Origin of the sequence: Synechococcus sp. H55.11 (genome assembly GCF_047462475.1) — a bacterium.
Taxonomy (GTDB): domain Bacteria; phylum Cyanobacteriota; class Cyanobacteriia; order Thermostichales; family Thermostichaceae; genus Thermostichus.
Window position 1 is genome coordinate 1 of record NZ_JANSJI010000107.1, and the last position, 22,915, is coordinate 22,915.

The window sequence follows — 22,915 nt, forward strand, 5'->3', positions numbered from 1 at the left end:
GGCGGTCGGGGAGTTATGCTGGGGTTGTCTCTTTTACCAGGCTGCTGAGGTTCACCCACGGCAGCGCCGGATCCCGTCTCTCCAGCTTGACCCATGCCCAAGGCTCCCCTTCCCCCCAACGAAGAAGAGCGGCTGGCTGCCCTACGAGAGTATCAAGTTCTCGATACAGCCCCTGAAACTGCCTTTGACGAGATCGTCCGGCTTGCTGCTTACATCTGCGGCACGCCCATTTCGCTAGTAACTCTTATTGACGAGCATCGCCAGTGGTTTAAGGCCAAGTTCGGCATTGAGGGTATCGAGGAAACGCCGCGGGATGTGGCCTTCTGTGCCCACGCCATTCTCTCGCCCAAAGAGCCGCTGGTGGTGCCCGATGCCACCCAGGATCCGCGCTTTGCCGACAACCCTTTTGTAACCCAAGAGCCGCATATTCGCTTTTACGCCGGTGTGCCCTTGGTAACGCCGGAAGGGCAAGCGCTGGGTACCCTCTGCGTGGTGGACTACCAACCCCGCCAGCTCAGCCCGGAGCAATTGGAGCAGCTCAAGGCCCTGGCCCATCAGGTGGTGGCTCAACTGGAGCTGCGCCGCACCTTGCGGGAGCTGGCCAAGGCTCCCTTGCTTCCCAAAGCTGGCGAGAGCAAGCCTGCTCGCAAAAACCGCTTTCTCCTCAAGGTCAGTGCTGGCCTGGGCCTGGCTGCCTTGATCTTGGGCGGGATCGCCTACTCTGCCCAGCGCAACGCCAGTCGCCTGCCCCAACTGACGGAGCAAGTGGCCCATACCCTGGAAGTGATCCAGAACCTGGAAGGATTGCTCTCAGAAACCCGTGCTGCTGAGGCAGGTAAACGGGGTTACCTTTTGACCAACGAGACTCGCTACCTCGACGAGTACAAGACCAGCCTTGAGGCCCTTCCCACTCGCCTCAGCCGGCTGCAAGAGTTGACAGCCGACAACCCTCTCCAGCAAGAGCGCCTAAAGCGACTGGAGCTGCTTTTGGAACAGCGCCTGAACCTTGCCCAAGATCTTATCCGGCTCCGGGATCAAGAGGGGCTGGCCGCTGTTCAAGAAGCCTTGAAGAGGAGCGAAGGGCAAAGGTTGATGGAGCGGATCGCCAACCTAGTGGAGGCGCTCCAGGAGCAAGAGCGGCTTCTGTTGCAGCAGCGCAGCGAGCAGTTCCAGCTTGCTTGGGTTAGAACCAATGCCATCCTGCTGGGGGGGCTGGCTTTTACCTACTTGCTGTTGGCCGCAGTTTATGCCCTCATTCGCCGCGAAACTGCTGAGCGGGAGCGGGCGGGAACCTTCCTCAAGCAAGAGCGGGACTTTACCAACGCCATCCTCGACACGGCAGGCGCCTTAGTGGTGGTCATGGATCCCGAAGGGCGCATCCTGCGCTTTAACCGCGCTGCCGAGCAGCTTTCTGGCTATTCGCTGGCAGAAGTCAAGGGCCAACTGCTCTGGGACTTGGGCTTGATCCCGGCGGGCGAGATGGCCGGCCTGAAGCAAGCTTTTCAACAACTTAAGGGCAGTCGCTCCCTTTTCTTGAATCGCTATGAAAACTTCTGGCGCACCAAGCAGGGGGCGCTGCGGCTCATTGCTTGGACCAACACCGCCCTGGTCAACGCCGAGGGCGAGGTGGAGTTTATCATCGGCACCGGCATCGACATCACCGAGCGCAAGCTGGCGGAGCTGGCTCTCAAAGAAAGCGAAGAGCGCTACCGGGATCTCTTTGAAAATGCCAGCGATCTCATTCAGGCTGTCGATGCCGAAGGGTACTTTCTCTACGTCAACCGCGCCTGGAAGGAGACCCTGGGCTACGACGAAGCTCAAATCCACCAAATGAGGGTTTTCGACATCATCCACCCCGACTATCGAGAGCACTGCCAGGTCGCTTTCCAGAAGCTTTCGACTGGCCAACCTCTGGACAAGGTGGAGACGGCCTTTGTGACTGCCAAGGGCGAAACCATCTGGGTGGAAGGAAGTGTTAACTGCCGCCTTGAAGATGGGGTGATGGTCTCCACGCGGGGCATTTTCCGCAACATCACCGAGCGCAAAAAAGCTGCCGAGGAGCTGGAGCGGCAGAGCCGGCGGGCCCAACTGCTGGCCGATCTCAGCTTAAAGATCCGCCAATCGCTGGATATTGCCGAGATCCTGGAAACGGCAGTAACGGAGATCCAAGCCCTGCTCAGGGCGGATCGCGTTTTGGTCTACCGCTTCCAGCCGGATGGATCCGGGATCATCTCCAACGAGAAAACCCAGCCCGGCATCCCTTCCCTTGTGGGCGAGGTGATTGAGGATCCCTGTTTTCAGGAAAAATATGCTGAGCTCTACAGCCAGGGCCGGGTTCGCGCCATCAGCGACGTGGAGGTCGAAGGGCTGGAGCCCTGCTACCTGGAGCTGCTGCAAACAATGCAGGTGAAGGCCAACCTGGTGGTGCCCCTCTTCATGGAGCAGCGGCTGTGGGGGCTGTTGTTGGCCCACCAGTGTTCTGCACCCCGCCAGTGGCAGCCGTTTGAGATCGAGCTGCTGGTGCAACTGGCCAACCAAATCGGCATTGCCCTCACCCAGGCAGAGCTCCTGGAGCGGGAGCGCCAGCGCAGCCTCGAGCTAGAACAAGCCCGCAAAGCGGCAGAGCAGGCTTCTCAGGCCAAAAGCAGCTTCTTGGCCACCATGAGCCACGAGATCCGCACCCCCATGAACGCGGTGCTGGGGATGACGGGCTTGTTGCTGGAGACGCCCCTGACCCCCGAGCAGCGGGACTTTGTCGAGACCATCCGCATCAGCGGCGATGCCCTGCTGACCCTCATCAACGACATCCTGGACTTCTCCAAGCTGGAAGCCGGGGAGATGGAGCTGGAGATCCTGGACTTCGACCTGAGGGCCTGTTTGGAGGAGGTGGCGGATCTCTTTGCCCCCACTGCCCACGTCAAGGGCCTGGAGCTGGCGGTGCTTATGCCGCCGGAAGTGCCCCGCTATCTGCGGGGGGATGCGTCGCGGCTGCGCCAAATCCTCAACAACTTGGTGAGCAACGCCATCAAGTTCACCCATCAAGGGGAGGTGGTCATCCAGGCCGAGCTGCTGCAGGAGACGGCCACCCATGTCCAACTGCGGCTCTCGGTAAGAGATACAGGGATCGGAATCCCCAAGGAAGCGCAAGCCAAGCTGTTTCAGCCCTTCACCCAAGTGGATGCTTCTACCACCCGCAAGTACGGGGGCACAGGCCTGGGCCTGGCCATTTGCAAGCAACTGACAGAGCTGATGGGGGGCAAGATCTTCCTAGAGAGCGAGGTGGGCCGCGGCAGCACCTTCAGCCTCGAGCTGACCCTGGAAAGACAACCCTACCCCCGCCAGATCGCCCAGAACCCCGCCCGCATCCCTGTCGATCTTCAGGGCAAGCGGCTGTTGGTGGTGGACGACAACGCCACCAACCGCAAGATCGTCCGCTGCCAGGCCACCGCTTGGGGCATGGTGGTGGAAGAAGCCGAAAATGCCTACCAGGCTCTGGACAAACTGCGCCAGGCCGTGCGGGAAGGGATCCCCTTCCCCTTGGCGGTTTTGGACATGCAGATGCCGGAGGTGGATGGGGAAACCCTGGGCCGCTGGATCAAGGCGGATCCCGAACTGTCCCCGACGCAACTGGTGATGATGACCTCGCTGGGGTTGGGGGAGCACTCCCGCCGCGCCGCCGAGATTGGCTTTGCTGCCTACCTAACCAAGCCGGTCAAACAAACGCGATTGCAAGAAGCTCTGGTCATGGCGCTGGGCAAGTCTTCCGGCCTGGCCACCGCGCTGCTGGGCATGGGCCCACCCCTTTCGCAAAGTGCGCCCTCCGCCAGCCGCCCCCAGCAACCCCTGCGCATCCTCTTGGCCGAAGACAACCCCGTCAACCAAAAGGTGGCCCTGCGCCAGCTGCAGAGCTTGGGCTACCTGGCGGATGTGGTGGCCAACGGCCAGGAGGTGCTGGATTTGCTGCAGCAAGTCAAGTACGACCTCATCCTCATGGATTGCCAGATGCCGGTGATGGATGGCTACGAGGCCACCCGCCGCCTGCGCCAGCAGGAGCGGGGATCCGGCCACCGCACCGTGGTGATTGCCATCACGGCCAACGCCATGCAAGAGGATCGGGAGCGCTGCCTGCAAGCGGGCATGGACGACTATCTCAGTAAGCCGGTGCCAAAGGAGGATCTGGAAAAAGTGCTCAACCACTGGAGCCAAAGGATCGCCCCTTCCGCAGCAGGAGCAGCCAACGGGGCGGCTTCGTCCGATCCGCCTTCTCCTGAAGCTGCCGGCGGTGCCCCTGCTCCCACGCTGCCCTACCCCATCGACGCCGCCTACTTGGGGCGGGTTACGGGAGGTGACCGCCAGTTTCAGCGGGACCTGCTGCAGGTGTTTGTCCAAGATGGCCAGGACCAGTTGCCGCGGCTGCGCCAAGCTCTTGCAGCGGGTAATGCCGAAGACTTGAGGAAAATTGCCCACCGCCTCAAGGGAGCTAGCGCCAACGTGGGAGCCAATGCCTTTTGTCAAGTAGCCCGCGAGCTAGAACACCTGGGGGTGCAACTGGCGCAGCCGGGATCCCCGGCTGATGACCCAAAATGGGCAAGCGCTTCCCAGGGCCTGGAGGAGCTGGAGCGCATCTTGGCCGACATTTGCCAGTACCTGCAGGAATTGGAAGGCTAGGGCGATCCCAGACTTGTCGCCCTCACCCCCAGCCCCTCTCCCAAAAGGAGATGGGGATCAAGCGGCGAACCGTTGGAGGTAGGAGGAACAAATTGGCGCGGCTGTTTGGGCTGCGCTCTGGCTCGGAACCGCAGCAAAAGCCCGGCTGCTTGATCAGTCTGGAAGAGGACAGCCGGGCAGAAAGTATCTAGCTAGTGCTTCGACCCAATCAGGCGGGCTGGGATCACATCAGGCCAATTTGAGAGAGGATCCCTTGGCCGGTCAGCAACTCGGTGGCCACGCCGATCACAAAGCCCAACATCGCCAGACGGCCATTCCATTTTTCGGCAAAGGTGGTAAAGCCGAACTTAGCTTCTTGGTTTTCCATAGTCTTAACTCCATCAAGGGGTGACATCTCTAATGTGGCTCAAGTATTAAAAACTGTCAAGTTTTGTGTCGAGAGCTAACAAGTGCAGCTTCTCCCCTTGACTCAGCGCCTTTGGTATTGGCGGTCGCCAAACAGGACTTGCCGTTCCTCGTCGCTGAGGGGCTGGTCTGGGGATCGGCGCGCCTCTGCCAACAGTTGCAGGCCCTTCTGCACAGCAGGGCGGGCCTCGATGGCTGCCAACCAGCGTTTGACGTTGGGGAACTCTTCGATGTTCAGCCCCTGCCGTGGGTAGCTTCGCATCCAGGGGAAGCTGGCAATGTCGGCGATGGAGTAGTCGCCCGCCAGGTACTCCGACTCGGCCAAGACCCGTTCCGCCACGCCAAACAAGCGCCGGGTCTCGTTAACGTAGCGGTCGATAGCATAGGGGATCCGCTCTGGGGCGTAGTGCTGAAAGTGGTTGGCCTGGCCCATCATCGGCCCAATGCCGCCCATTTGGAACATCAGCCACTGGATGACGCGATAGCGGGATCCGATGTCGCTGGGCAGGAGTTTCCCGGTTTTCTCGGCCAGGTACATCAAGATGGCGCCCGACTCGAACAGGGCATAAGGCCGGCCTCCAGGCCCATCGGGATCCACAATGGCCGGTATTTTGTTGTTGGGGCTGATCTTGAGAAATTCCGGGTCGAACTGGTCGCCGCGGCCAATGTCGATGGGAATGACCTGGTAGGGGATCCCTAGCTCCTCCAGCAGGATCGAGACTTTGTAGCCGTTGGGGGTGGGCCAAGCGTAGAAATCCAGCATGGGCAAGGGTTCTTAGGCCGGTTGTTCTGCCCATTCTAGCCCGCCTACCCCAAAGCCCCCGGCATCAACCCCTTAGTGTTGGTTTTTCCTAAGCTTAAATCGGTTTCTTCCAATACACCAGCCCATCTTCTCCGTTGTTGTAATAGCCCTTGCGGCGTCCCAGCAATTGAAACCCTGCCGATTCATAGAGGTGGATGGCGGCGTGGTTGGAAGCCCTCACTTCCAACGTGGCCCAGCGACAGCCTGCTGCCCTAGCTTGGTCTAGGAGCGCTTCTAGGATCCTGCGGCCCAAGCCTTGTCGCCGGTGACCGGGATCCACCGCCAGCGAGATGATGTGGGCTTCTTCTTCGATGCGCCAGAGGATGCCAAAGCCCACCAGCGCTGGTGCTGTTTGCGTCGCGAGGTCTGGAGAGGGAAGGGAGAACTCCGTTCGGCCCAAGCCATAGGAAGCGCCAACGGCAACCGGTTCCGCCACAACCCCAATCACCGTGCTGGTGGGCCGTTCCAGCTCCGCGCGATAGCCCTGTTCCCCCCAGTGTCCGCCGTAGCAGCGTCGATCCAGCTCCAGCAATTGGGGCAGGGCGGTGATGTCGAGCATCTGCAGCCGATAACTTGTGCTACCCATGGTGGTCTAGTCCCGCAATTCGCAGAACTCCGATAGCAACAACTGCCCAAAGGGATCGTCATCCGGGGCGGCGTAGGGCAGGGCTCGGCGGCTAAGGCTCAAGATCTGGCCCCCCGATTGGGGATGGGGCTTGAGCTCGTAGTCGATCCCTTCTTGGAAGCCGGCCTCTTGTAGGTAATCTTGGGCGGCTTTGAGGATCCCTGCTCGCAGTTGGGCTTTGACGGCAGGGGCCATGAGGTGGCGAACAAACCAGCGGGCGCTGTCGGGATCCACCTCAGCAAGGTATTGGAGAGCGGGGGTCAACACCGCGGAGCGCTCTTGGGGAGAGAGTCCGTTGACCTGCTGCGCCACCGCCGGCACATCCCGCCGTTGCAGGGCCGCGATCAGGGCTTGGATGGCTGGAGAAAAGGTGGGATCCATGGCTGGGGATACCAGAGGGCTTCGAGGGTACGGACAAGGTCCGCCGCTTCCGCAGGAGAGGGAGGATGGGGTAGACAGACCGTGACATGGCCCAGCTTGCGCCCCGGGCGGGCAGGGGTTTTGTGGTACCAGTGCAGCGTGGCATTGGGGATCCCCGCCAGGCGCTGCCGCTTTTGGGCATAGTCACTGCTGGAGTGCTCATAACCCAAGAGGTTCACCATCACTGCTCCCCCACACTTGAGAGAGGGATCCCCCAAGGGAAGGCCGAGGATAGCGCGCAGATGTTGCTCAAATTGCGAGGTGTGGCAGGCTTCCAGGGTGTAGTGGCCGGAGTTGTGAACCCGCGGTGAGATCTCGTTGACCCAGATCCCGGCCTTGGGGTGGGGCGGCGGCACCCAGAAGAGCTCGATGGCGAACACACCCACCGCGTCCAACTTGTCCATCACCTTGACCGCCAGGTCGCGAATCTCGGCCTCGACAGTCGGGGGAATGCGGGCGGGCGCCAGCACATAGCGGCAGACCTGCTCGATCTGCACAGTTTCCACCACGGGGTAGAGTTGGATCTCCCCCGCCAGCCCGCGGGCCACGATCACCGCCAGCTCCCGCTCAAACGGGATCCACTCTTCCAGCAGCAGCGGGATCCCGGCGTACTCGGCCAGAGCCTGTTGCAAGGTTGCTCGGTCGGGCAGGATGCGGGTGCCCTGGCCATCGTAGCCCTGCCGCCGCTGCTTGAGCACCACCGGAAAGCCCAACCCAGATAAGTCTGCCGTCTCCGCAGGGCAAAAGGCCGGCACCGGCACCCCCAACTCCGCCAAGAACTGCCGTTGGTGCAACTTGTCCAGCAGCGGCTCTAGCGTGCTGAGGCGAGGCCGAAAGCGGGATCCCTGCGGATCCAACTTGCGCAGCTCCGGCAGCGGGATGAACTCGTTCTCAAAAGTTACCACCGGGCAGCGTTGCAGCAACTGGGCTGTGGCCTGAGTGTCCGTCACAGCACCCCAGACCACACCGTCGGCTACTGCCACCGCCGGATCGGTGGGGGCAGCGGCCTGCACGATCAGCGGGATCCCCAAGGGGCGGGCCGCCAAAGCCAACATCTGCGCCAACTGCCCGCCGCCGATCACCCCCACCGGTTGGAAGCTCTGGGTTTTTGGGGATACCTGGGGTTCCACCACTGTCTCGCTATACTGACGGGTGTGCTGCTATCTGTTGCATCTTGGATCCAGAAATCATTATGGGATCCCTTGCCCTCGAGCGCTAGGAGCAAAACAGTGCAATCCCCTCAACCCTCTGAGCTCAGAGCTTTGATTGACCGGGCCTTGGCAGATAAGATCTTGACCCGCGCTGAACAGCAGCAGATCCTCAATGCCGTCATGGCCGATCAAGAGATTTCCCCAGAAGAGCACGAGCTGCTGGAATTGGTTGTGGAGCGCCTAAGCAGCGGCGAGATCCGAGCCGTCGATTGAACCCCATCCCCAGGTTCTCCTCAAAACTTCGGAGAACGGATCCCTACTTGGGCTGCCGGGCACTCTGTCGTCCTGGGCCTGCTCCGGTGGGCGGATCGCCTAGAATAATTCAGAACCCACCTGTTTCTGCTGCCATGAGTTCTCGCTCTTCTGACTGGTTCACGCGGGCTCGCCACATCTTTTACGGCACGGCCACTGCCCTGGTGGAGATCCTCCAAGACCCGGAAAAGCGGGCCGAAAACCTCAACCGCCTCTCGATGGATCTGGCGCAACTGGCAGCAGAACTGGAGCAAAAGGGGGAGCTGATCGAACAGGAAGCCGTTCGTTACGTCGAAGGTCTCAGGGATGCGGCTGCCAACGCCCCCGCCCCAGAGAGCGAGAGGCCCGCCCCTGCCGAGAGCAGCCCCCCGACCACGGCTTCCCCTGCCCCTATCTCCAAAGAAGAGATGGCCGAGCTGATGGAACTGATCCACCAGATCGAGTCTTTGCGCCTGGATCTGGAGCGGTTGCGCACCGAGCCTCCCTCTGCCTCGTCCTGAGTCTTGTGCGGTTCGACGTCGTCACCCTCTTCCCAGAATTTTTTGCAACGCCGCTGCGCATTGGGCTGGTGGGCAAAGCCCTGGAGCAGGGGATCGCCGAGGTTCACTGCACCAACCCGCGGGACTTTGCCACCGACAAGCACCGCCGGGTCGATGATGAGCCCTACGGGGGTGGGGTGGGCATGGTGCTCAAGCCAGAGCCCTTTTTTGCTGCCGTCGCCTCCCTGCCCCGCCTGGATCCCCGCGAGATCATCTTGCTCACGCCGCAGGGACAACCGCTGCACCAGGCGCTGCTGCAAGAACTTGCCCAAAAGGCGCAGCTCATCCTGCTCTGTGGCCAGTACGAGGGCTTTGACGAGCGGATCCGCCAATATCTGGCCACCCGCGAGGTGTCGCTGGGCGATTTTGTCTTGACGGGGGGGGAGATCCCGGCGCTGGCCTTGATCAACGGCGTGGTGCGGCTCTTGCCGGGTACAGTTGGTAAGATAGATTCGCTGAGGAGCGAAAGTTTCGAGACGGGGCTGCTGGAGTATCCCCACTACACCCGTCCGCCGGAGTTTCAAGGGCACAAGGTGCCGCCGGTGCTTCTCTCAGGCGACCACCGAGCCATCGCCCGTTGGCGTCTGCAACAGCAGTTGGTTCGCACCTGGCGAAGGCGGCCAGACCTGTTGGCCAAACGCCCCCTCACGCCCGAAGAACAACAGTTGCTGGCAGAGGGGCTGGCCGAGCAGCACACCGATGTAGAGGAACAGGATCAATGTTTGTAAACCGTCTCCGCTCCCCCCTCAACCCCCGGCGCGGGATCCCTGCGGCCCTGGGTCTGCTTCTGCTGGGGATCCTGGCCAGCGCCGAGGTTGCCTTGGCCCAAAGGGGAGATGTCAATGAGGCCATCCGCCGCGACCGCAACGTCCAGTTGTTCGACGGCACCAGCATCGACATGAACGATCTCCTGCGGGCCGCCGAGTTTCTCTCCCGGCAAAATGCTGCCTCGCGTTGGGACAGCAAGGCCGGGATCGACGCAGCGGTAGAGCAATTCAACCGCTCCCGCCGCCCTTTGGTGCTCTCCCCGAGGGCGCTGACGCCTGAGCCCACTCCCACCCCTTGAGAGGGATCCCACCCCCGCCAGATCTGTTAGGATCACAAAGCTAATCTTGTGTGCGCTGAAAGGTGGCGCACCGTTTTCGGGATCCAGCAGGAGATACCGCCGTGGTTAAGAGCACCTCTTCCAGCAAAGCCGATACGGAGCAACGTTTGGATCCCGCCAGCCGGGGCCACTCCAAAGACAGTTCCACCGAACCCAAAGGAATCCCGGGCTTTATCCAAGAGACCCGTGCGGAATTGGGCAAAATTGTCTGGCCGAGCCGCCGGCAATTGATCGGCGAGTCGGTGGGCGTCTTGCTGATCGTGTTGGCTTTTGCTTCCTTCATCTACCTGGTCGATCAACTGTTTGCCTGGGTAGCCACTCAACTGTTCTCGTGATGTTTTGTCCTAGAGGATCCCTGTCTTTGGGGGCAAGAGAGCTATGGATGGCTACAGGGAGGATGCGAGGTGATGAGCACAGAGCAGCAGAAACGTCGTGGGCGCCCTGTGGAACACTTTGAGCCTGCAGACGCGATCCCGGAAATGGAGGAGGGGGAAGGACAAGGTCGCCGTAACCTGCGCTGGTACGCGGTTCAGGTGGCCTCAGGCTGCGAAAATAAGGTGAAAAGCACCCTGATGCAGCGGGCGGCTGCTTTGGATGTGGCAGATCAGATTGTCGAGGTGGTGATCCCGAAGCGGACGGGCTTCAAACTGGATCGAGCCGGCAAGCGCCAGGAACAAGAGGAAAAGGTCTTTCCCGGCTATGTCCTGGTGCGCATGGATCTCAACGACGACACCTGGATGGTGGTGAAAACCACCCCCAATGTGATCAACTTTGTCGGCACGGAAGAAAAACGGGCCTACGGTCGTGGTCGGGGCCATGTGACGCCGCGGCCCCTCAGCCAGAGCGAAGTTCAGCGTATCTTCAGCAGCGTCGAGGTGGAGGAAGTGCCCCTCAAAATCCAGATGGCGCCTGGGGATCGCATCGAAGTCCTCTCCGGCCCCTTCCAGGGTTTCTACGGCGAGGTGGTGGATGTCAGCCCGGAGCGGGGCAAGCTCAAGGCTTTGATCTCGATTTTCGGGCGCGACACCCCGGTAGAATTAGAGTTTGGTCAAGTGCGAAAAGAGGTGTAACCGCGTTTCATGGCTAAGAAGTTGGTGGCCGTGGTCAAGTTGGCCATTCAGGCGGGCAAGGCCACCCCCGCCCCTCCCATCGGCCCGGCCCTGGGCCAGCACGGGGTCAACATCATGGCCTTTTGTAAGGAATACAACGCCAAAACGGCGGATCAAGCCGGTATGGTGGTGCCTGTAGAGATCTCCATCTTCGAGGATCGCAGCTTTACCTTCGTCCTCAAGACGCCACCGGCTTCGGTGTTGATCAAGAAGGCTCTGGGTATTGAGTCCGGCTCCAGCGAGCCCCACAAAACCAAGGTGGGATCCCTGACGCGGGCGCAACTGCGGCAGATCGCCGAGCAGAAGCTGCCGGATTTGAATGCCCACGATGTGGAGGCGGCCATGAAAATTATCGCCGGCACCGCCCGCAGCATGGGGGTGACGGTGGTGGATTGATGAAGGATCTTCAGTCTGATTGTTGTCTTGAAGTTTTGGGGGAGAGAGGTTCTCGCCAGTACCCCGAGGAGAAACGATGGCTCGAAAACTGTCCAAACGTATGCAGGCTTTGCGGGAGAAGGTGCAGCCCATTGCCTATCCCCCCGCGGAAGCTTTGGCCCTGATGAAGGAGACGGCCACCGCCAAATTTGACGAGGCGGCAGAGGTTCACATCCGCCTGGGGATCGATCCCAAGTACGCCGACCAACAACTGCGCACCACCGTCGTCTTGCCCAGGGGCACCGGCCAAGAGATCCGGGTGGCGGTGATTGCCCGCGGCGAGAAAGTGACGGAAGCCCAAAATGCAGGGGCGGATCGGGTTGGGTTTGAAGACCTGATCGAGGAAATCGGCAAGGGCATGATGGATTTTGACCTGCTGATCGCCACCCCCGATGTGATGCCCCAAGTGGCTAAGCTGGGGCGGCTGCTGGGGCCGCGCGGCCTCATGCCCTCTCCTAAGGGGGGAACGGTGACCATGGATCTGGCTCAGGCCATCAAAGAGTTCAAAGCCGGCAAGCTGGAATACCGGGCCGACCGCACCGGCATTGTGCATTTGATCTTCGGCAAGTGCAAGTTCCCCGTCGAAGCGCTGCTGGAAAACCTGAAGGCGGTGCAGGAATCCATCGATCGCAACCGTCCCTCTGGGGCCAAGGGCAAGTATTGGCGAACCCTACACGTTGCTGCTACAATGGGTCCCTCGATCGAGGTTGACATCAATGCCCTGCGGGAGCTGAAGCTGGCGACTTAAGCCTGGCTTTGGCGCTGCGATGGGAGAAGAGGGTTTGAGTTGACGGATTTACAGGAGGATCCCGGCAAAGCGTCTTTATACAGCCGAATATCGAGCCGAAGACAGCAGGTGCCCACGGGCTTAATGTCCTGCCGAGGTTTGAGCACAGTCTAGAGGGATCCCTTCTGGGGTCGCTTTTGATGGAGCGCTTATCTCAGTGCGTCTCGGCCTTGGCTGGGACGCATTTTGTTTGGCGGATCTCTCTTCCACCGGCAATCCCCATTCAACCCTGGGTGACCATTGACAACAAAGGAGGTGAGCGCATGGGCAAGCAACCTGTAGCGAAGAAAGCGGAGATCGTCGATGAGGTGCGATCCCTGCTGCAAGCCAGCCAAATGGTGCTGGTGATCGACTACAAGGGGCTGACCGTTTCGGAGATGAACCAACTGCGGGCAGAGCTGCGCAAGTCGGATTCGGTTTGCATGGTTGTTAAGAATACCCTAATGCGGCGGGCCATCGCCGACCAAAAAGCTTGGGCAGGGGTTCTCCCCTTCTTGGCAGGGCCGACGGCCTTTATCTTGATTCGGGGCGATATTGCAGCTGCCCTGAAGGCGTATCAAGATTTTGCCAAGCAAACCAAGAAAACCGAGTTCCGTGGCGCCGGTATCGAGGGGCTATCCCTGACCTTGGATCAGGCCAAAGCCATCGCCGAGCTGCCGCCCAAGGAGGTGCTCATGGCCCAAGTGGCGGGCGGCCTTAAGTCGGTGGCCACCGGCTTGGCGGTCGGGATCAATGCGGTGCCCACCCAAGTGGCGCGCGGCATCCGCGAGATCCCGGCCTCGCTGGGGCGGGCCATCCGGGCCATTGCCGACAAAGAGGCCGCCTAAAGGGCTTCAGCCCAAACCTGACGTTAACCATTCTGTTACCCCTAAGGAGAAACCATCATGCCTTCAGAGCGCGTTGCAAAAATTTTGGAAGAGTTGAAAGCCTTGAGCTTGCTGGAAGCTGCTGAGTTGGTAAAAGCCATCGAAGAAGCCTTTGGCGTCAGCGCGGCGGCCCCAGCCGGCGGTATGGTCATGGCCGCTCCCGTGGCCGCAGCGGCAGCAGCTCCGGCGGCAGCCCCTGAGCCGGTGGAGGAGCAAACGGCCTTTGATGTCATCCTCGAGGCTGTGCCAGCCGACAAGAAGATCGCCATCCTCAAGGTGGTGCGCGAGTTGACCGGCTTGGGCCTGAAAGATGCCAAGGATCTCGTCGAGGCCGCTCCCAAACCGGTCAAGGAGGGAGTTGCCAAAGAGGAAGCCAACGACATCAAGAAGAAGCTGGAAGAAGCCGGCGCTACTGTCAAGATCAAGTAGTTGCAGGGAGAGCGCCGCTCTCTGTTCTGACTAGAAAGCAAACCAAACCCAAGAGAGGGGCTGTTGTAGCCCCTCTTTGGCCGTTGCCCACCTGACTCCGTTGACGTGGGTTTCAGATCCCTGCGATGCCGAAGACTAACGTGCTGAGCGGATCCCTGCAGGCCAGCTCAGCCCAGAATCCAAGAGACTAACTCGAACCCCAGGCACCGCCACAGGCCCTGTCCACCTTTGGGGTTCTGCTTGTCGGCTATGGCTCTAGGCCATGGACTTGCGGCGGTTGCGCCGGACGGCTACCGCTTTGCGCTTGCGCTTTTCCAGGTTGGTTTCAAAGTGGCGATGGTTGCGCAGATCCCGCAAAATGCCCGCCTTGGAGACCTGGCGCTTGAAGCGGCGCAGCGCCGATTCGATCCCTTCGTTTTCGCCAATCGTCACCTGAGTCATAAAGAAGCTATCTCCTCCGTCGATGAGTAGAACGAAAGCACAATCGGGATCCCTATCCTAAACCATCTCCGCCCTGCTGCTGACGGTTACAGGGCGCGGCTGCCAAAGTTGAGGCCCGAAACCACCTCACCCTCTCTCAAATTCACGACAAACGAGGCCGTTGTTCCGGTGGAAGGCGGCGGAGAAGGCGTTGGCGTTGGGCTGGGGGCGCTGCCGATTACGGATTGTACAAAACCCACAAAGCTGGACACCCGCGTGTACACCCCATAGAAATTGGGCTGGGCGCAGCCTTTGCCAAAACTGGTGATCCCGGCCAGCGCAAAGCCGCTGCCGCTGGGCACGATCAAAGGCCCACCGCTGTCCGCCTGACAAGTATCGACTCCCCCCTGGGGAAAGCCGGCGCAGAGCATGGTGTCTAAAATGGTGCCATTGTAGGACTGGGGCGCGTTGCACACCTCGTTGGCGACGATGGGAACTTCGGCCTGTTGCAGATCCAGAGCAAAGCCGCTGGGTTCCTGGTCAAGGTCGCGGGGGAAAGTGGCTCCCCAGCCGAGGATGGTGGCAAACGTGCCGGGGGCGGTCAGGCTGGTTTGGTTGGGCTGCACCAGCGGCAGGGTAGCCAGAGCCACCGGCCGAGAGAGGCGCACCAGGGCGATGTCGTTCCCCCCCAGTTGCCCCACCCGCGGATTGTAGCCGGGGTTGATGACGATCTGTGCGGCGCGAATGCGCTGGCCGGCACCGATTTGCAAGCGGTTGGTACCCAACAACAGATCCAGGTTGCGCGCGTTCACCACCTGCTGGCCTTGATCGTTGAAAAAACAATGGGCGGCGGTGAGCACCCACTCCGGGGCAACCAGGGATCCAGCGCAAAACTGCGCCTGAAAAGGATCCGGCTCAGCCGCGTTCAACAGGGCCACCATCCAGGGAAAGGCCCCCGGCTGAGCAGGTCTGCCGCCGACAATCCGCTCCAGCCCCGATCCCGCGCGCGGCGTGGTGAACACCCGCCCCGGAGGCAAAAGGGCGGTGACGCGGTAGGTGCCGGGGGGCACGTTGAAAAAGCGGAAGTTGCCGTTGGCATCGCTGAGGGTGCTGGGCTCCCCCCCATCGAGGCGGCCATTGCCGTTCAAGTCCAAAAAGGTGGTGATGCTTGCCAGCCCTGGTTCTCCCGGATCCCGCAGGCCATTGCCGTTGAGGTCGTCAAAATGGGATCCCTCGATGCGTCCTGCAGGAGGGGCCGGGAGTGGCGGCAGGGGGCGACCGGAATCCCCTCCGCCACAGGCGCTGAGGCCCAGAGCCAGCCACAGCCCTACCAAAGGAGACCAAGAGTGAGGCCGGCTGAGACGGACGCGGAACTTTGAGGGATGAGCCATGGGCAGCTTCTCCGGGATGAAGAAGGGGGGTAGCGTCCGAGGGCGAGGGGCAGGGAGAGAGCCTGCAGTTCCTCAGCCGGCTTTGTCAGCCAAAGGATATCGTACCAGCGAAGCCCCTCGCGTGCGGAGAGAGGAAAACGTGATGCGGCGCTCGGATCTCCTCAGTTGCCCAAAACCCCAGATTCCGGCGCTCGGATGTGCAGCTTGCCTCTTGCCGCCTCTGGAAGTGGGCTGTAAAACCAAGTTGGGAGGGTGTGTGGCAGATGAATATCGCGGTCTTGGGGTTCAAGGGGGGTGTGGGCAAAACCACTACAGCGGTGCACCTGGCCCTCTACCTTCAACAACGGTGCGCAGCCCAGGCAAGTACACCCCAGGTGTCGCTGCTGCTCGACGCCGATCCCAATCGCTCCGCCTCTCGCTGGGCAGAACGGGGCTCCCCCTTTCCTGTCAAAGTGCTGGCCGGGGATCCCACCATGTCTACGCCTGGCGGCTTTCAGCATACGCTGATCGACACCCCCGCCCGCCCCACCCCCGAACAGTTGAGCCTGCTGGCGGAGCGGTGTGAATTGTTGCTTTTGCCCTGTTCTCCGGATGCCTTGGCCCTGGATGCCCTGATGCTGACTGTCAACGCCCTGGATCGTTTGGGGGCAAAGCACTACAAAGTCTTGCTGACGCTGGTTCCCCCCTGGCCTAACCGGGATGGGGCCGAGGCCCGCAGCTTTCTCAAACAAGCCGGGATCCCGCTCTGCCATCATTCCATTCGCCGCACAGTGGCCTTTCAGCGGGCCGCGCTGGAGGGGGTCTGCGTCAACCAGCTCCCGGATCCCAGGGCCAAGCAAGCCTGGTCAGATTACGTTGCGGTGGGAGAGGAAATCCTGTCATGAGCAAGTTTGAGCGCCTGCTCGACCGCCACCCGCCTCCGAAAAAGCTGAGCGCCCAGGCCTACAAGATCCCTGAGCCGCCGGAAGCGCCCGCCAAGCCCAACGGCGCGGAGTACGTCAAGCTGACCGCCTACATCCGCAAAGAGACGCACCGAGCCGTGAAGCGCCTCCTGCTGGAATCGGATCAGGATCTGTCGGAGCTGATCGAGGCCTTGCTCGCCCAGTGGCTGCGCTCTCAATCGGGAAAGATTTGAAATCAGGGAGGAGCGACATTGCCAGATCCTGCTGTCGGGGATCAGATGAAACACACGGATTCCGGTTGAGAACCAGATAAGAATAAGATGAAGTGGCGTGAGGCAGGGATCCCCGGACGCGAGGTGGGGCCGTTCGCGAGAGCGGGACGGAGCCCTTGGGCACGCTGGGCGAGGGGACGTCTGCGCTGCAAGAATGTCACGCTCTTTTAGGTGCAAAGGGATCCTTAGTATGCAAGCCATCACCCTGCTCGGCTCCACCGGCTCGATTGGCACCCAAACTCTGGACTTGGTGGCCCAGTATCCAGAGCGTTTCCAGGTTGTCGGCCTAACCAGCTACAGCAATGTCGTCCTTTTGGCCGAGCAAGTGCGGCAGTTTCGGCCCCAGATTGTGGCCATTGGCCGGGAGGAGCTGCTGCCGGAACTGCGGTCGCTGCTGACCGGGATGCGACCGCTGCCCGAGTTGGTGGCAGGCACGGAGGGGCTGTGTCAGGTGGCGGCTCACCCCGCGGCCCAGCGGGTGGTGACCGGGATCGTCGGCTGTGCCGGCCTCTTGCCCACGCTGGCCGCCATCCGCGCCGGCAAGGACGTTGCCCTGGCCAACAAAGAGACCCTGGTGGCAGGCGGCCCGGTGGTGCTGCCCCTGGTACGAGAGTACGGGGTGAAGCTGATCCCGGTGGACTCGGAGCATTCGGCCATCTTCCAATGTTTGCAGGGGGTGCCAGCGGGATCCCTGCGCCGCATCTGGCTGACAGCCTCAGGGGGGGCGTTTCGCGATTGGCCTGCCGAGCAACTGGATCGGGCAACTCTGGCGGATGCCCTCAAACACCCCAACTGGGTGATGGGGCGCAAGATCACCATCGACTCGGCCACCCTGATGAACAAGGGCTTGGAGGTGATCGAGGCCCACTGGCTGTTTGGTTTGGATTATGACCGGATCGAGATCCTCATTCACCCCCAGAGCATCGTTCACTCCCTGATTGAGCTGGCCGATACCTCGGTTCTGGCCCAGTTGGGCTGGCCGGATATGCACCTGCCCATTCTCTACGGCCTCAGTTGGCCGGAGCGCCTAACCACCCCTTGGGATCCCCTCGACTTGGTCAAGCTGGGATCCCTCACTTTTAAGGCGCCGGATCACCGCAAGTATCCCTGCATGGAGCTGGCCTATGCCGCCGGGCGGGCGGGCGGGACGCTGCCGGCGGTGTTGAATGCGGCCAACGAGGCAGCCGTGGCCTTGTTCTTGCAAGAGCGCATTCGTTTTTTGGATATCCCCCGCCTTCTGGAACGGGTCTGTGAGCGGCACCAGGTCATCCCCGCCCCCAGCCTGGAGGACATTTTGCAAGCAGATGCCTGGGCGCGCCAGCAGGTGGAACTCTTGGCGCAGCAGGCCCCGGCCCAGGTTCTGGCCTAATCCCTACCGGGGGGATCCGGCCCAGCGCTAGAGTGGGAAGAAGCTGGAGGAGCACCTGAGTGGCGGGATCCCATCTCCGACAACTGGCCCATTATCTGCGCCCCTATCGGCGCCAGGTGGTGCTGGGCATTGGATCCCTGCTGGTGGTGAACGGGCTGGGGGTGTTCCTGCCCTGGTATGTCAAGCTGGCCATCGATGATCTCAGCCAGAACCTGGCCGCGCTGTCGCCCAGCCGCATTGCCCTCTACGCTCTGGTGGTGCTGGTTGTCTCCACCCTGATGATGGGCATTCGCATTGCCTCGCGGGTGTGGATGTTTGGCGTAGGGCGGCAGGTGGAGTTTCGCCTCAAGCAGGCCATCTTCGAGCATTTGCTTACCCTGCAGCCTTCCTACTTTGCCCAGCAGACCATCGGGGATATTCTCACCCGCATCACCAGCGATGTGGAAAATGTCCGCCGCCTACTGGGCTTTGCCCTGCTCAATTTGGCCAATACAATCTTTGCCTACGGCACTACGCTGCCGGCCATGTTGGGTATTGAGCCACGTCTAAGCGCCCTGGCCCTATCGGTGTTTCCGGTGATGCTGGGGCTGGTGAAGTTGACCAGCACCCGTCTGCAGCAGGAGCAGCTTCAGGTGCAGCAGGAGCTGGCCAATCTGAGCGATCTCATCCAGGAGGATATGAACGGCATCACCCTGATCAAGGTCTATGCCCAGGAAGAGCACGAGCAGCGGGAGTTTCGCCGCCGCAACGAGCGGCTGCTGCAGGCCAATTTGCGCTTGGCCCTCACCCGCAACCTGCTTTTCCCCTCCCTGGTGGCTTTGGTTAGCCTGAGCCTGCTGCTGTTGTTGGCAGTGGGGGGGCCGCAGATTGCCGCGGGGCGGCTGACGATTGGGGATTTTTCCGCCCTCACCCTCTACGTGGAACGGCTGGTATTTCCCACCGCTTTGCTGGGCTTTACCATCACCGCCTACCAGCGGGGCCAGGTCAGCCTGGAGCGGATCGACGCCTTGCTGCGGGTGGAGCCCACCATCCGCGATGCCCCTCAGGCTCTGCCGCTGCCTCTGGAAAAGGTGCAGGGGCGTATCGAGGCTAGGGGGCTGACTTTTGCCTATGCCAATACGGGATCCGCAACGCCGGCGCTGCAGGATCTGCACTTTTGCATCGAGCCGGGGCAACTGGTGGCGGTGGTGGGGCCGATTGGGGCGGGCAAGTCCACCCTGGCCAATGCCCTGCCCCGCCTGCTGGAGATCCAGCCGGGGCAAGTGTTTCTGGATGGGCAGGATATTACCCAGCTTCAACTGGGATCCCTGCGCCGCGCCATTGCCTACGTGCCCCAGGAGAGCTTCCTCTTCAGCGCCACCGTTCGGGACAACATCCGCTATGGCAAGCCCCAGGCGGAAGATTGGGAGGTGGAATGGGCCGCCAAAGCCGCCCACATCCACGCCGAGATCCTCCACTTTCCCAAGGGCTACGACACGCTGGTGGGGGAGCGGGGCATCACCCTTTCCGGCGGCCAGCGGCAGCGGGTGGCCCTGGCGCGGGCGTTGCTGGTGGATGCGCCGATTTTGATTTTGGATGACTGCCTCTCCAGCGTGGACAACCAGACGGCCCAGGCCATTCTCCGCCACCTGCGCCAGGCCACGGCCCAGAAAACGGTGATCTTGATTACCCATCGCCTCACGGCGGCGGTGGAGGCGGATCAGATCTGGGTCATGGACCAAGGTCGCATCGTGCAGCAGGGATACCATGCCCAGTTGTTGGCCGATGCCGACGGCCTCTACGCCCGCCTCTGGGCCAAGCAAAAGCTGGAAGAGGCCCTGGCCTAGGTTTTCTCTGGCCAGAAAGCCGGCCCAGCGGCTACCCTAAGCTGCAAGGCTGTGGGGAGAGGCAAAACATGGGAAGCAACGGGATCGATCTGCGCCAATTGCTCGGCCAAGCCGGGATCCAACCCCAGTTGGTCCAGGGATCCCTAGAGGGGGTGCAGGTCAGGGGTCTGTGCACCGATTCGCGCCAGGTGCAGGCCGGGGATCTGTTTTTGGGGATGCCGGGATCCCACGTCGATGGCGGCGAGTTTGTCCGGGCGGCGCTCGCTGGAGGAGCGGCGGCGGCCCTCATCTCGCAGGAGGCGTGGAAGCAAGTCAGCGGAGAGGCTGAAGGGAGCAGTCAGCCCATTTTGGTGTGGCCCCGCGCCGGCTTGAACCGGGCTGTGGCCCAGGTGGCGGCAGCCTTCTATGGCTTTCCGGCCCGCCAGCTCATCCTGGTAGGGGTGACGGGCACCAACGGCAAAACCACCACCACCCATCTCATCGAACATCTGCTGCAGGCTGCCGGTCGCCCCACTGCCTTGCTGGGCACCCTCTACAACCGCTGGCCCGGCCACTGCCAGGTAGCCCCCCACACCACCCTGTTTCCGCTGGAGCTGCAGCGCAGCCTGAGAGAAGCCAAGGCAGCCGGCGCCGAGGTGGCGGTGATGGAGGTCAGCTCCCATGCCCTGGCCCAGGATCGGGCTTGGGGGTGTAGCTTTGCCGCTGCCGTCTGGACCAACCTCACCCAGGATCACCTGGATTTCCACGGCAGCATGGAAAACTACTGGCAGGCCAAAGCCACCCTGTTCCGGCCGGAGTACTTGCAGGGGCGGGCGGTGGTCAACGCCGACGACGAGGGCGGACGGCGGCTGCTCGAAGCCCTCCCAGCCCCTCTGGAGCCCTGGGCCTACTCCCTGCAGCCCCTCGAAGGGATCCCTGCCCTCTGGCCCAGTGACGTTCAACTTCACCCCAACGGCCTGCAGGCGACTCTGCACACCCCTCTGGGCAGCTTTGCCGTGGCAGCGCCGCTGGTGGGATCCTTCAACCTGGCCAACCTGCTGGCGGCAGTAGGGGTGGCGCTGCACCTGGGGATCCCTGTTGAGGTTATCCAGTCGGCCCTGCCCCATTTTCCCGGTGTGCCGGGGCGGATGGAGCGGGTGAGCCTGCCGGGGCAGGACATCACGGTGATCGTAGACTATGCCCACACCCCCGATGGGCTGGAAAACCTGCTCAAGGCCCTGCGCCCCCAAGTTCAAGGCCGGCTGATCTGCGTCTTTGGCTGCGGCGGGGATCGCGACCGGGGCAAGCGCCCGCAGATGGGCCGCATTGCTGCCACCTGGGCCGATCGGGTGGTGGTGACCTCCGACAACCCCCGCACCGAGGATCCGCAGCAGATCCTGCAGGACATTTTGGCCGGGATCCCTGGATCCCCCTGGGCAGTGGAGGTGGATCGGCGCCAAGCCATCCGCCTGGCCATCCTGGAGGCCCAGCCGGGCGATACAGTCGTGATTGCCGGCAAAGGCCACGAAGACTACCAGATCCTGGGCACCGAAAAAATCCACTTCGACGACCGGGAAGAAGCCCGCGCCGCCCTGTCCCTAACTCCCCTCTCCCTCAGGGAGAGGGGCCGGGGGTGAGGGTTGACTCCCTCAGGGAGAGGGGCCGGGGGTGGTCGCGCTAGCGGCGCGGAGCGCCTGGGTTGACTCCCTCAGGGAGAGGGGCCGGGGGTGAGGGTTAAGCTACTCCTGCCCTCTGTTCTGCAGCATCAGCTCCACAAACTCCCGGAAGAGATGGTCGGCATCGTGGGGGCCGGGGCTGGCCTCTGGGTGATACTGCACGGAAAAGAGGGGTAACTGGCGGTGGCGGATCCCGGCCACGGTGCGGTCATTGAAGTTAAGGTAAGTAACTTCTACTTCCTCAGCCGGGATCGAAGCGGCCTCCACCGCAAAGCCGTGGTTTTGGCTGGTGATCTCCACTTCCTTCTCCAGCCCACAGGGGTGGTTGAGGCCGCGGTGGCCGAACTTGAGCTTGTAGGTGGATCCGCCCAAGGCCAAGCTGAGGATCTGGTGGCCCAGACAGATGCCAAACATCGACTTCCCGCTTTGCAGCAGCGCCTGGGTGGTGCGGATGGCCGTCGTCTCTGCCGCCGGATCCCCGGGCCCGTTGGAGAGGAAGATCCCATCCGGGTTGTAACTCAAGATCTCCTCAGGGCTGGCGTGGGCCGGCAACACCATCACGCGGCAGCCGTAGCGGGCCAGGCGGCGCAAGATGTTGCGCTTGATGCCAAAATCCAGCGCCACCACCCGCAGGGGAGGATCCGGGATCCGGATCCCTTGGCTGCGGCCATAGTCCCAATCGGCGGGGGTGGGCTCCAGCCACTCGTAGGGCTTGGGCGTTGTAACCTCTGCCACCAGGCTCAGCCCCTGCATGGCAGGGGCCTGGCGCACCCGCTCCAGCAGCGCCTGCGGATCCAAGATCTCCGTCGAAATGGCCCCGTTCATCACCCCCTGCGAGCGCAGCCGCCGCGTCAGGGCCCGCGTATCCACCCCGGCAATCCCCGGGATCCCGTGCTGCTTGAGGTAGTCAGGCAGCGTCCCCGTAGCCCGCCAGGAGCTGGCCAGGCGCGACACGTTGCGGGCGATGATCCCGGCGGCTTGGGGCCGGGCCGACTCCTGATCCAGCTCGTTGATCCCGGTGTTCCCCAATTCCGGGCAGGTGAACGTGATCAACTGCCCCCGGTAGCTCGGATCCGTCATCACCTCCTGGTAGCCGGTCATGCCCGTGTTGAACACCACCTCACCCACCGCCGTGCCCTCTGCTCCAAACGACCAGCCGGCAAAGGCCGTGCCATCGGCCAGCACCAGCAGAGCCGGCTGCCGAGTGTGCCAAGGGAAGACTTTTTCCGGAACTTCAAGAGTTAGGGAGACCATAACCAGTGAACCTACAGCAAACAACCACAAGCCACCCATAACTCCCCTCTCCCCTTGGGAGAGGGGCCGGGGGTGAGGGCTGACTCCCCTTGGGAGAGGGGCCGGGGGTGAGGGATGGGAGAGGGATCGGGGGTGGTCGCGTGAGCGGCGCGGAGCGCTTGGGCTGGGAGAGG

24 protein-coding genes and 1 other annotated feature are annotated in these 22,915 nt (G+C 62.0%); of the genes, 16 read left to right on the forward strand and 8 right to left on the reverse strand.

Translation table 11 applies throughout. The annotated features are described in order from the left end of the window. The first annotated feature begins 93 nt into the window (after positions 1 to 93). The gene (locus NW853_RS04680; protein WP_414348048.1) at positions 94 to 4,668 is read left to right on the forward strand and encodes a response regulator; all 4,575 of its coding nucleotides are present in this window, start codon (positions 94 to 96) and stop codon (positions 4,666 to 4,668) included. 223 nt (positions 4,669 to 4,891) lie between these two features. Here NW853_RS04680 and NW853_RS04685 read toward each other — a convergent pair whose 3' ends face one another. From NW853_RS04685 to NW853_RS04705, 5 genes are all read right to left on the reverse strand, one after another. Then, positions 4,892 to 5,062, reverse strand: a complete 171-nt coding sequence (locus NW853_RS04685; RefSeq protein WP_414333941.1) for a chlorophyll a/b-binding protein — start codon at positions 5,060 to 5,062, stop codon at positions 4,892 to 4,894. Between the two features lie 75 nt (positions 5,063 to 5,137). After that, the gene (locus NW853_RS04690) at positions 5,138 to 5,836 is read right to left on the reverse strand and encodes a glutathione S-transferase family protein (protein WP_414348051.1); all 699 of its coding nucleotides are present in this window, start codon (positions 5,834 to 5,836) and stop codon (positions 5,138 to 5,140) included. Positions 5,837 to 5,930: 94 nt separating this feature from the next. Beyond that, a complete protein-coding gene (rimI, locus tag NW853_RS04695) occupies positions 5,931 to 6,461 on the reverse strand; it encodes a ribosomal protein S18-alanine N-acetyltransferase (protein ID WP_414348053.1) in 531 nt (176 codons plus the stop codon). A gap of 6 nt (positions 6,462 to 6,467) precedes the next feature. Next, positions 6,468 to 6,881: a hypothetical protein gene (locus NW853_RS04700; RefSeq protein ID WP_414333945.1), complete on the reverse strand. Its 414-nt coding sequence runs from the start codon at positions 6,879 to 6,881 to the stop codon at positions 6,468 to 6,470. Beyond that, positions 6,845 to 8,050, reverse strand: a complete 1,206-nt coding sequence (locus tag NW853_RS04705; protein ID WP_414348055.1) for a 5-(carboxyamino)imidazole ribonucleotide synthase — start codon at positions 8,048 to 8,050, stop codon at positions 6,845 to 6,847. The genes NW853_RS04700 and NW853_RS04705 overlap by 37 nt, the downstream gene beginning before the upstream one ends. A gap of 99 nt (positions 8,051 to 8,149) precedes the next feature. Between NW853_RS04705 and NW853_RS04710 the strand changes: the two genes are divergently transcribed. The 10 genes from NW853_RS04710 to rplL all read left to right on the forward strand — a co-directional run bounded on the left by NW853_RS04710 (position 8,150) and on the right by rplL (position 13,653). Further along, entirely contained in the window at positions 8,150 to 8,344 is a 195-nt protein-coding gene (locus NW853_RS04710; RefSeq protein ID WP_414333948.1) for a hypothetical protein, read from the forward strand. A gap of 134 nt (positions 8,345 to 8,478) precedes the next feature. Beyond that, entirely contained in the window at positions 8,479 to 8,883 is a 405-nt protein-coding gene (locus NW853_RS04715; protein WP_414348058.1) for a hypothetical protein, read from the forward strand. Positions 8,884 to 8,888: 5 nt separating this feature from the next. Next, the gene (gene trmD, locus NW853_RS04720; protein WP_414348060.1) at positions 8,889 to 9,650 is read left to right on the forward strand and encodes a tRNA (guanosine(37)-N1)-methyltransferase TrmD; all 762 of its coding nucleotides are present in this window, start codon (positions 8,889 to 8,891) and stop codon (positions 9,648 to 9,650) included. Beyond that, on the forward strand, positions 9,641 to 9,988 hold the full coding sequence (locus NW853_RS04725; protein ID WP_414348063.1) for a hypothetical protein: 348 nt from the start codon (positions 9,641 to 9,643) through the stop codon (positions 9,986 to 9,988). The genes trmD and NW853_RS04725 overlap by 10 nt, the downstream gene beginning before the upstream one ends. 101 nt (positions 9,989 to 10,089) lie before the next feature. Next, positions 10,090 to 10,362: a preprotein translocase subunit SecE gene (secE, locus tag NW853_RS04730; RefSeq protein ID WP_414348065.1), complete on the forward strand. Its 273-nt coding sequence runs from the start codon at positions 10,090 to 10,092 to the stop codon at positions 10,360 to 10,362. Between the two features lie 144 nt (positions 10,363 to 10,506). After that, positions 10,507 to 11,097 (forward strand): transcription termination/antitermination protein NusG, encoded by a 591-nt coding sequence (gene nusG / locus NW853_RS04735; RefSeq protein WP_414333973.1) that lies wholly within the window; start codon positions 10,507 to 10,509, stop codon positions 11,095 to 11,097. A 9-nt stretch (positions 11,098 to 11,106) separates the two neighbouring features. Beyond that, positions 11,107 to 11,532 (forward strand): 50S ribosomal protein L11, encoded by a 426-nt coding sequence (gene rplK, locus NW853_RS04740; RefSeq protein WP_011432849.1) that lies wholly within the window; start codon positions 11,107 to 11,109, stop codon positions 11,530 to 11,532. Between the two features lie 76 nt (positions 11,533 to 11,608). Further along, positions 11,609 to 12,319, forward strand: a complete 711-nt coding sequence (gene rplA / locus NW853_RS04745) for a 50S ribosomal protein L1 (RefSeq protein WP_414333955.1) — start codon at positions 11,609 to 11,611, stop codon at positions 12,317 to 12,319. Between the two features lie 77 nt (positions 12,320 to 12,396). Continuing rightward, positions 12,397 to 12,556, forward strand: a sequence feature (ribosomal protein L10 leader region). A gap of 65 nt (positions 12,557 to 12,621) precedes the next feature. Then, positions 12,622 to 13,185, forward strand: a complete 564-nt coding sequence (gene rplJ, locus NW853_RS04750) for a 50S ribosomal protein L10 (protein WP_414333957.1) — start codon at positions 12,622 to 12,624, stop codon at positions 13,183 to 13,185. A 57-nt stretch (positions 13,186 to 13,242) separates the two neighbouring features. After that, a complete protein-coding gene (gene rplL, locus NW853_RS04755; protein ID WP_414348067.1) occupies positions 13,243 to 13,653 on the forward strand; it encodes a 50S ribosomal protein L7/L12 in 411 nt (136 codons plus the stop codon). A gap of 255 nt (positions 13,654 to 13,908) precedes the next feature. Here rplL and rpsU read toward each other — a convergent pair whose 3' ends face one another. Further along, positions 13,909 to 14,094: a 30S ribosomal protein S21 gene (gene rpsU, locus NW853_RS04760; protein ID WP_011432857.1), complete on the reverse strand. Its 186-nt coding sequence runs from the start codon at positions 14,092 to 14,094 to the stop codon at positions 13,909 to 13,911. Between the two features lie 86 nt (positions 14,095 to 14,180). Then, entirely contained in the window at positions 14,181 to 15,464 is a 1,284-nt protein-coding gene (locus tag NW853_RS04765; RefSeq protein WP_414333960.1) for a trypsin-like serine protease, read from the reverse strand. A 263-nt stretch (positions 15,465 to 15,727) separates the two neighbouring features. Between NW853_RS04765 and NW853_RS04770 the strand changes: the two genes are divergently transcribed. The 5 genes from NW853_RS04770 (at position 15,728) to NW853_RS04790 (ending at position 21,449) form a co-directional block, all read left to right on the forward strand. After that, entirely contained in the window at positions 15,728 to 16,348 is a 621-nt protein-coding gene (locus NW853_RS04770; RefSeq protein WP_414348070.1) for a ParA family protein, read from the forward strand. Next, positions 16,345 to 16,599 carry a hypothetical protein gene (locus NW853_RS04775; RefSeq protein WP_414333962.1) on the forward strand — a complete coding sequence of 85 codons (255 nt, stop codon included), beginning with the start codon at positions 16,345 to 16,347 and terminating at the stop codon, positions 16,597 to 16,599. The genes NW853_RS04770 and NW853_RS04775 overlap by 4 nt, the downstream gene beginning before the upstream one ends. Before the next feature lie 229 nt (positions 16,600 to 16,828). Then, positions 16,829 to 18,007 (forward strand): 1-deoxy-D-xylulose-5-phosphate reductoisomerase, encoded by a 1,179-nt coding sequence (locus tag NW853_RS04780; RefSeq protein ID WP_414348072.1) that lies wholly within the window; start codon positions 16,829 to 16,831, stop codon positions 18,005 to 18,007. A gap of 59 nt (positions 18,008 to 18,066) precedes the next feature. Continuing rightward, positions 18,067 to 19,833, forward strand: a complete 1,767-nt coding sequence (locus tag NW853_RS04785; protein ID WP_414348075.1) for an ABC transporter ATP-binding protein — start codon at positions 18,067 to 18,069, stop codon at positions 19,831 to 19,833. Between the two features lie 68 nt (positions 19,834 to 19,901). Further along, entirely contained in the window at positions 19,902 to 21,449 is a 1,548-nt protein-coding gene (locus tag NW853_RS04790) for a UDP-N-acetylmuramoyl-L-alanyl-D-glutamate--2,6-diaminopimelate ligase (protein WP_414348078.1), read from the forward strand. A 102-nt stretch (positions 21,450 to 21,551) separates the two neighbouring features. Here the strand turns inward: NW853_RS04790 and carA are convergent, their stop codons facing one another. Next, entirely contained in the window at positions 21,552 to 22,742 is a 1,191-nt protein-coding gene (carA, locus tag NW853_RS04795) for a glutamine-hydrolyzing carbamoyl-phosphate synthase small subunit (RefSeq protein WP_414348081.1), read from the reverse strand. Positions 22,743 to 22,915 lie beyond the last annotated feature (173 nt).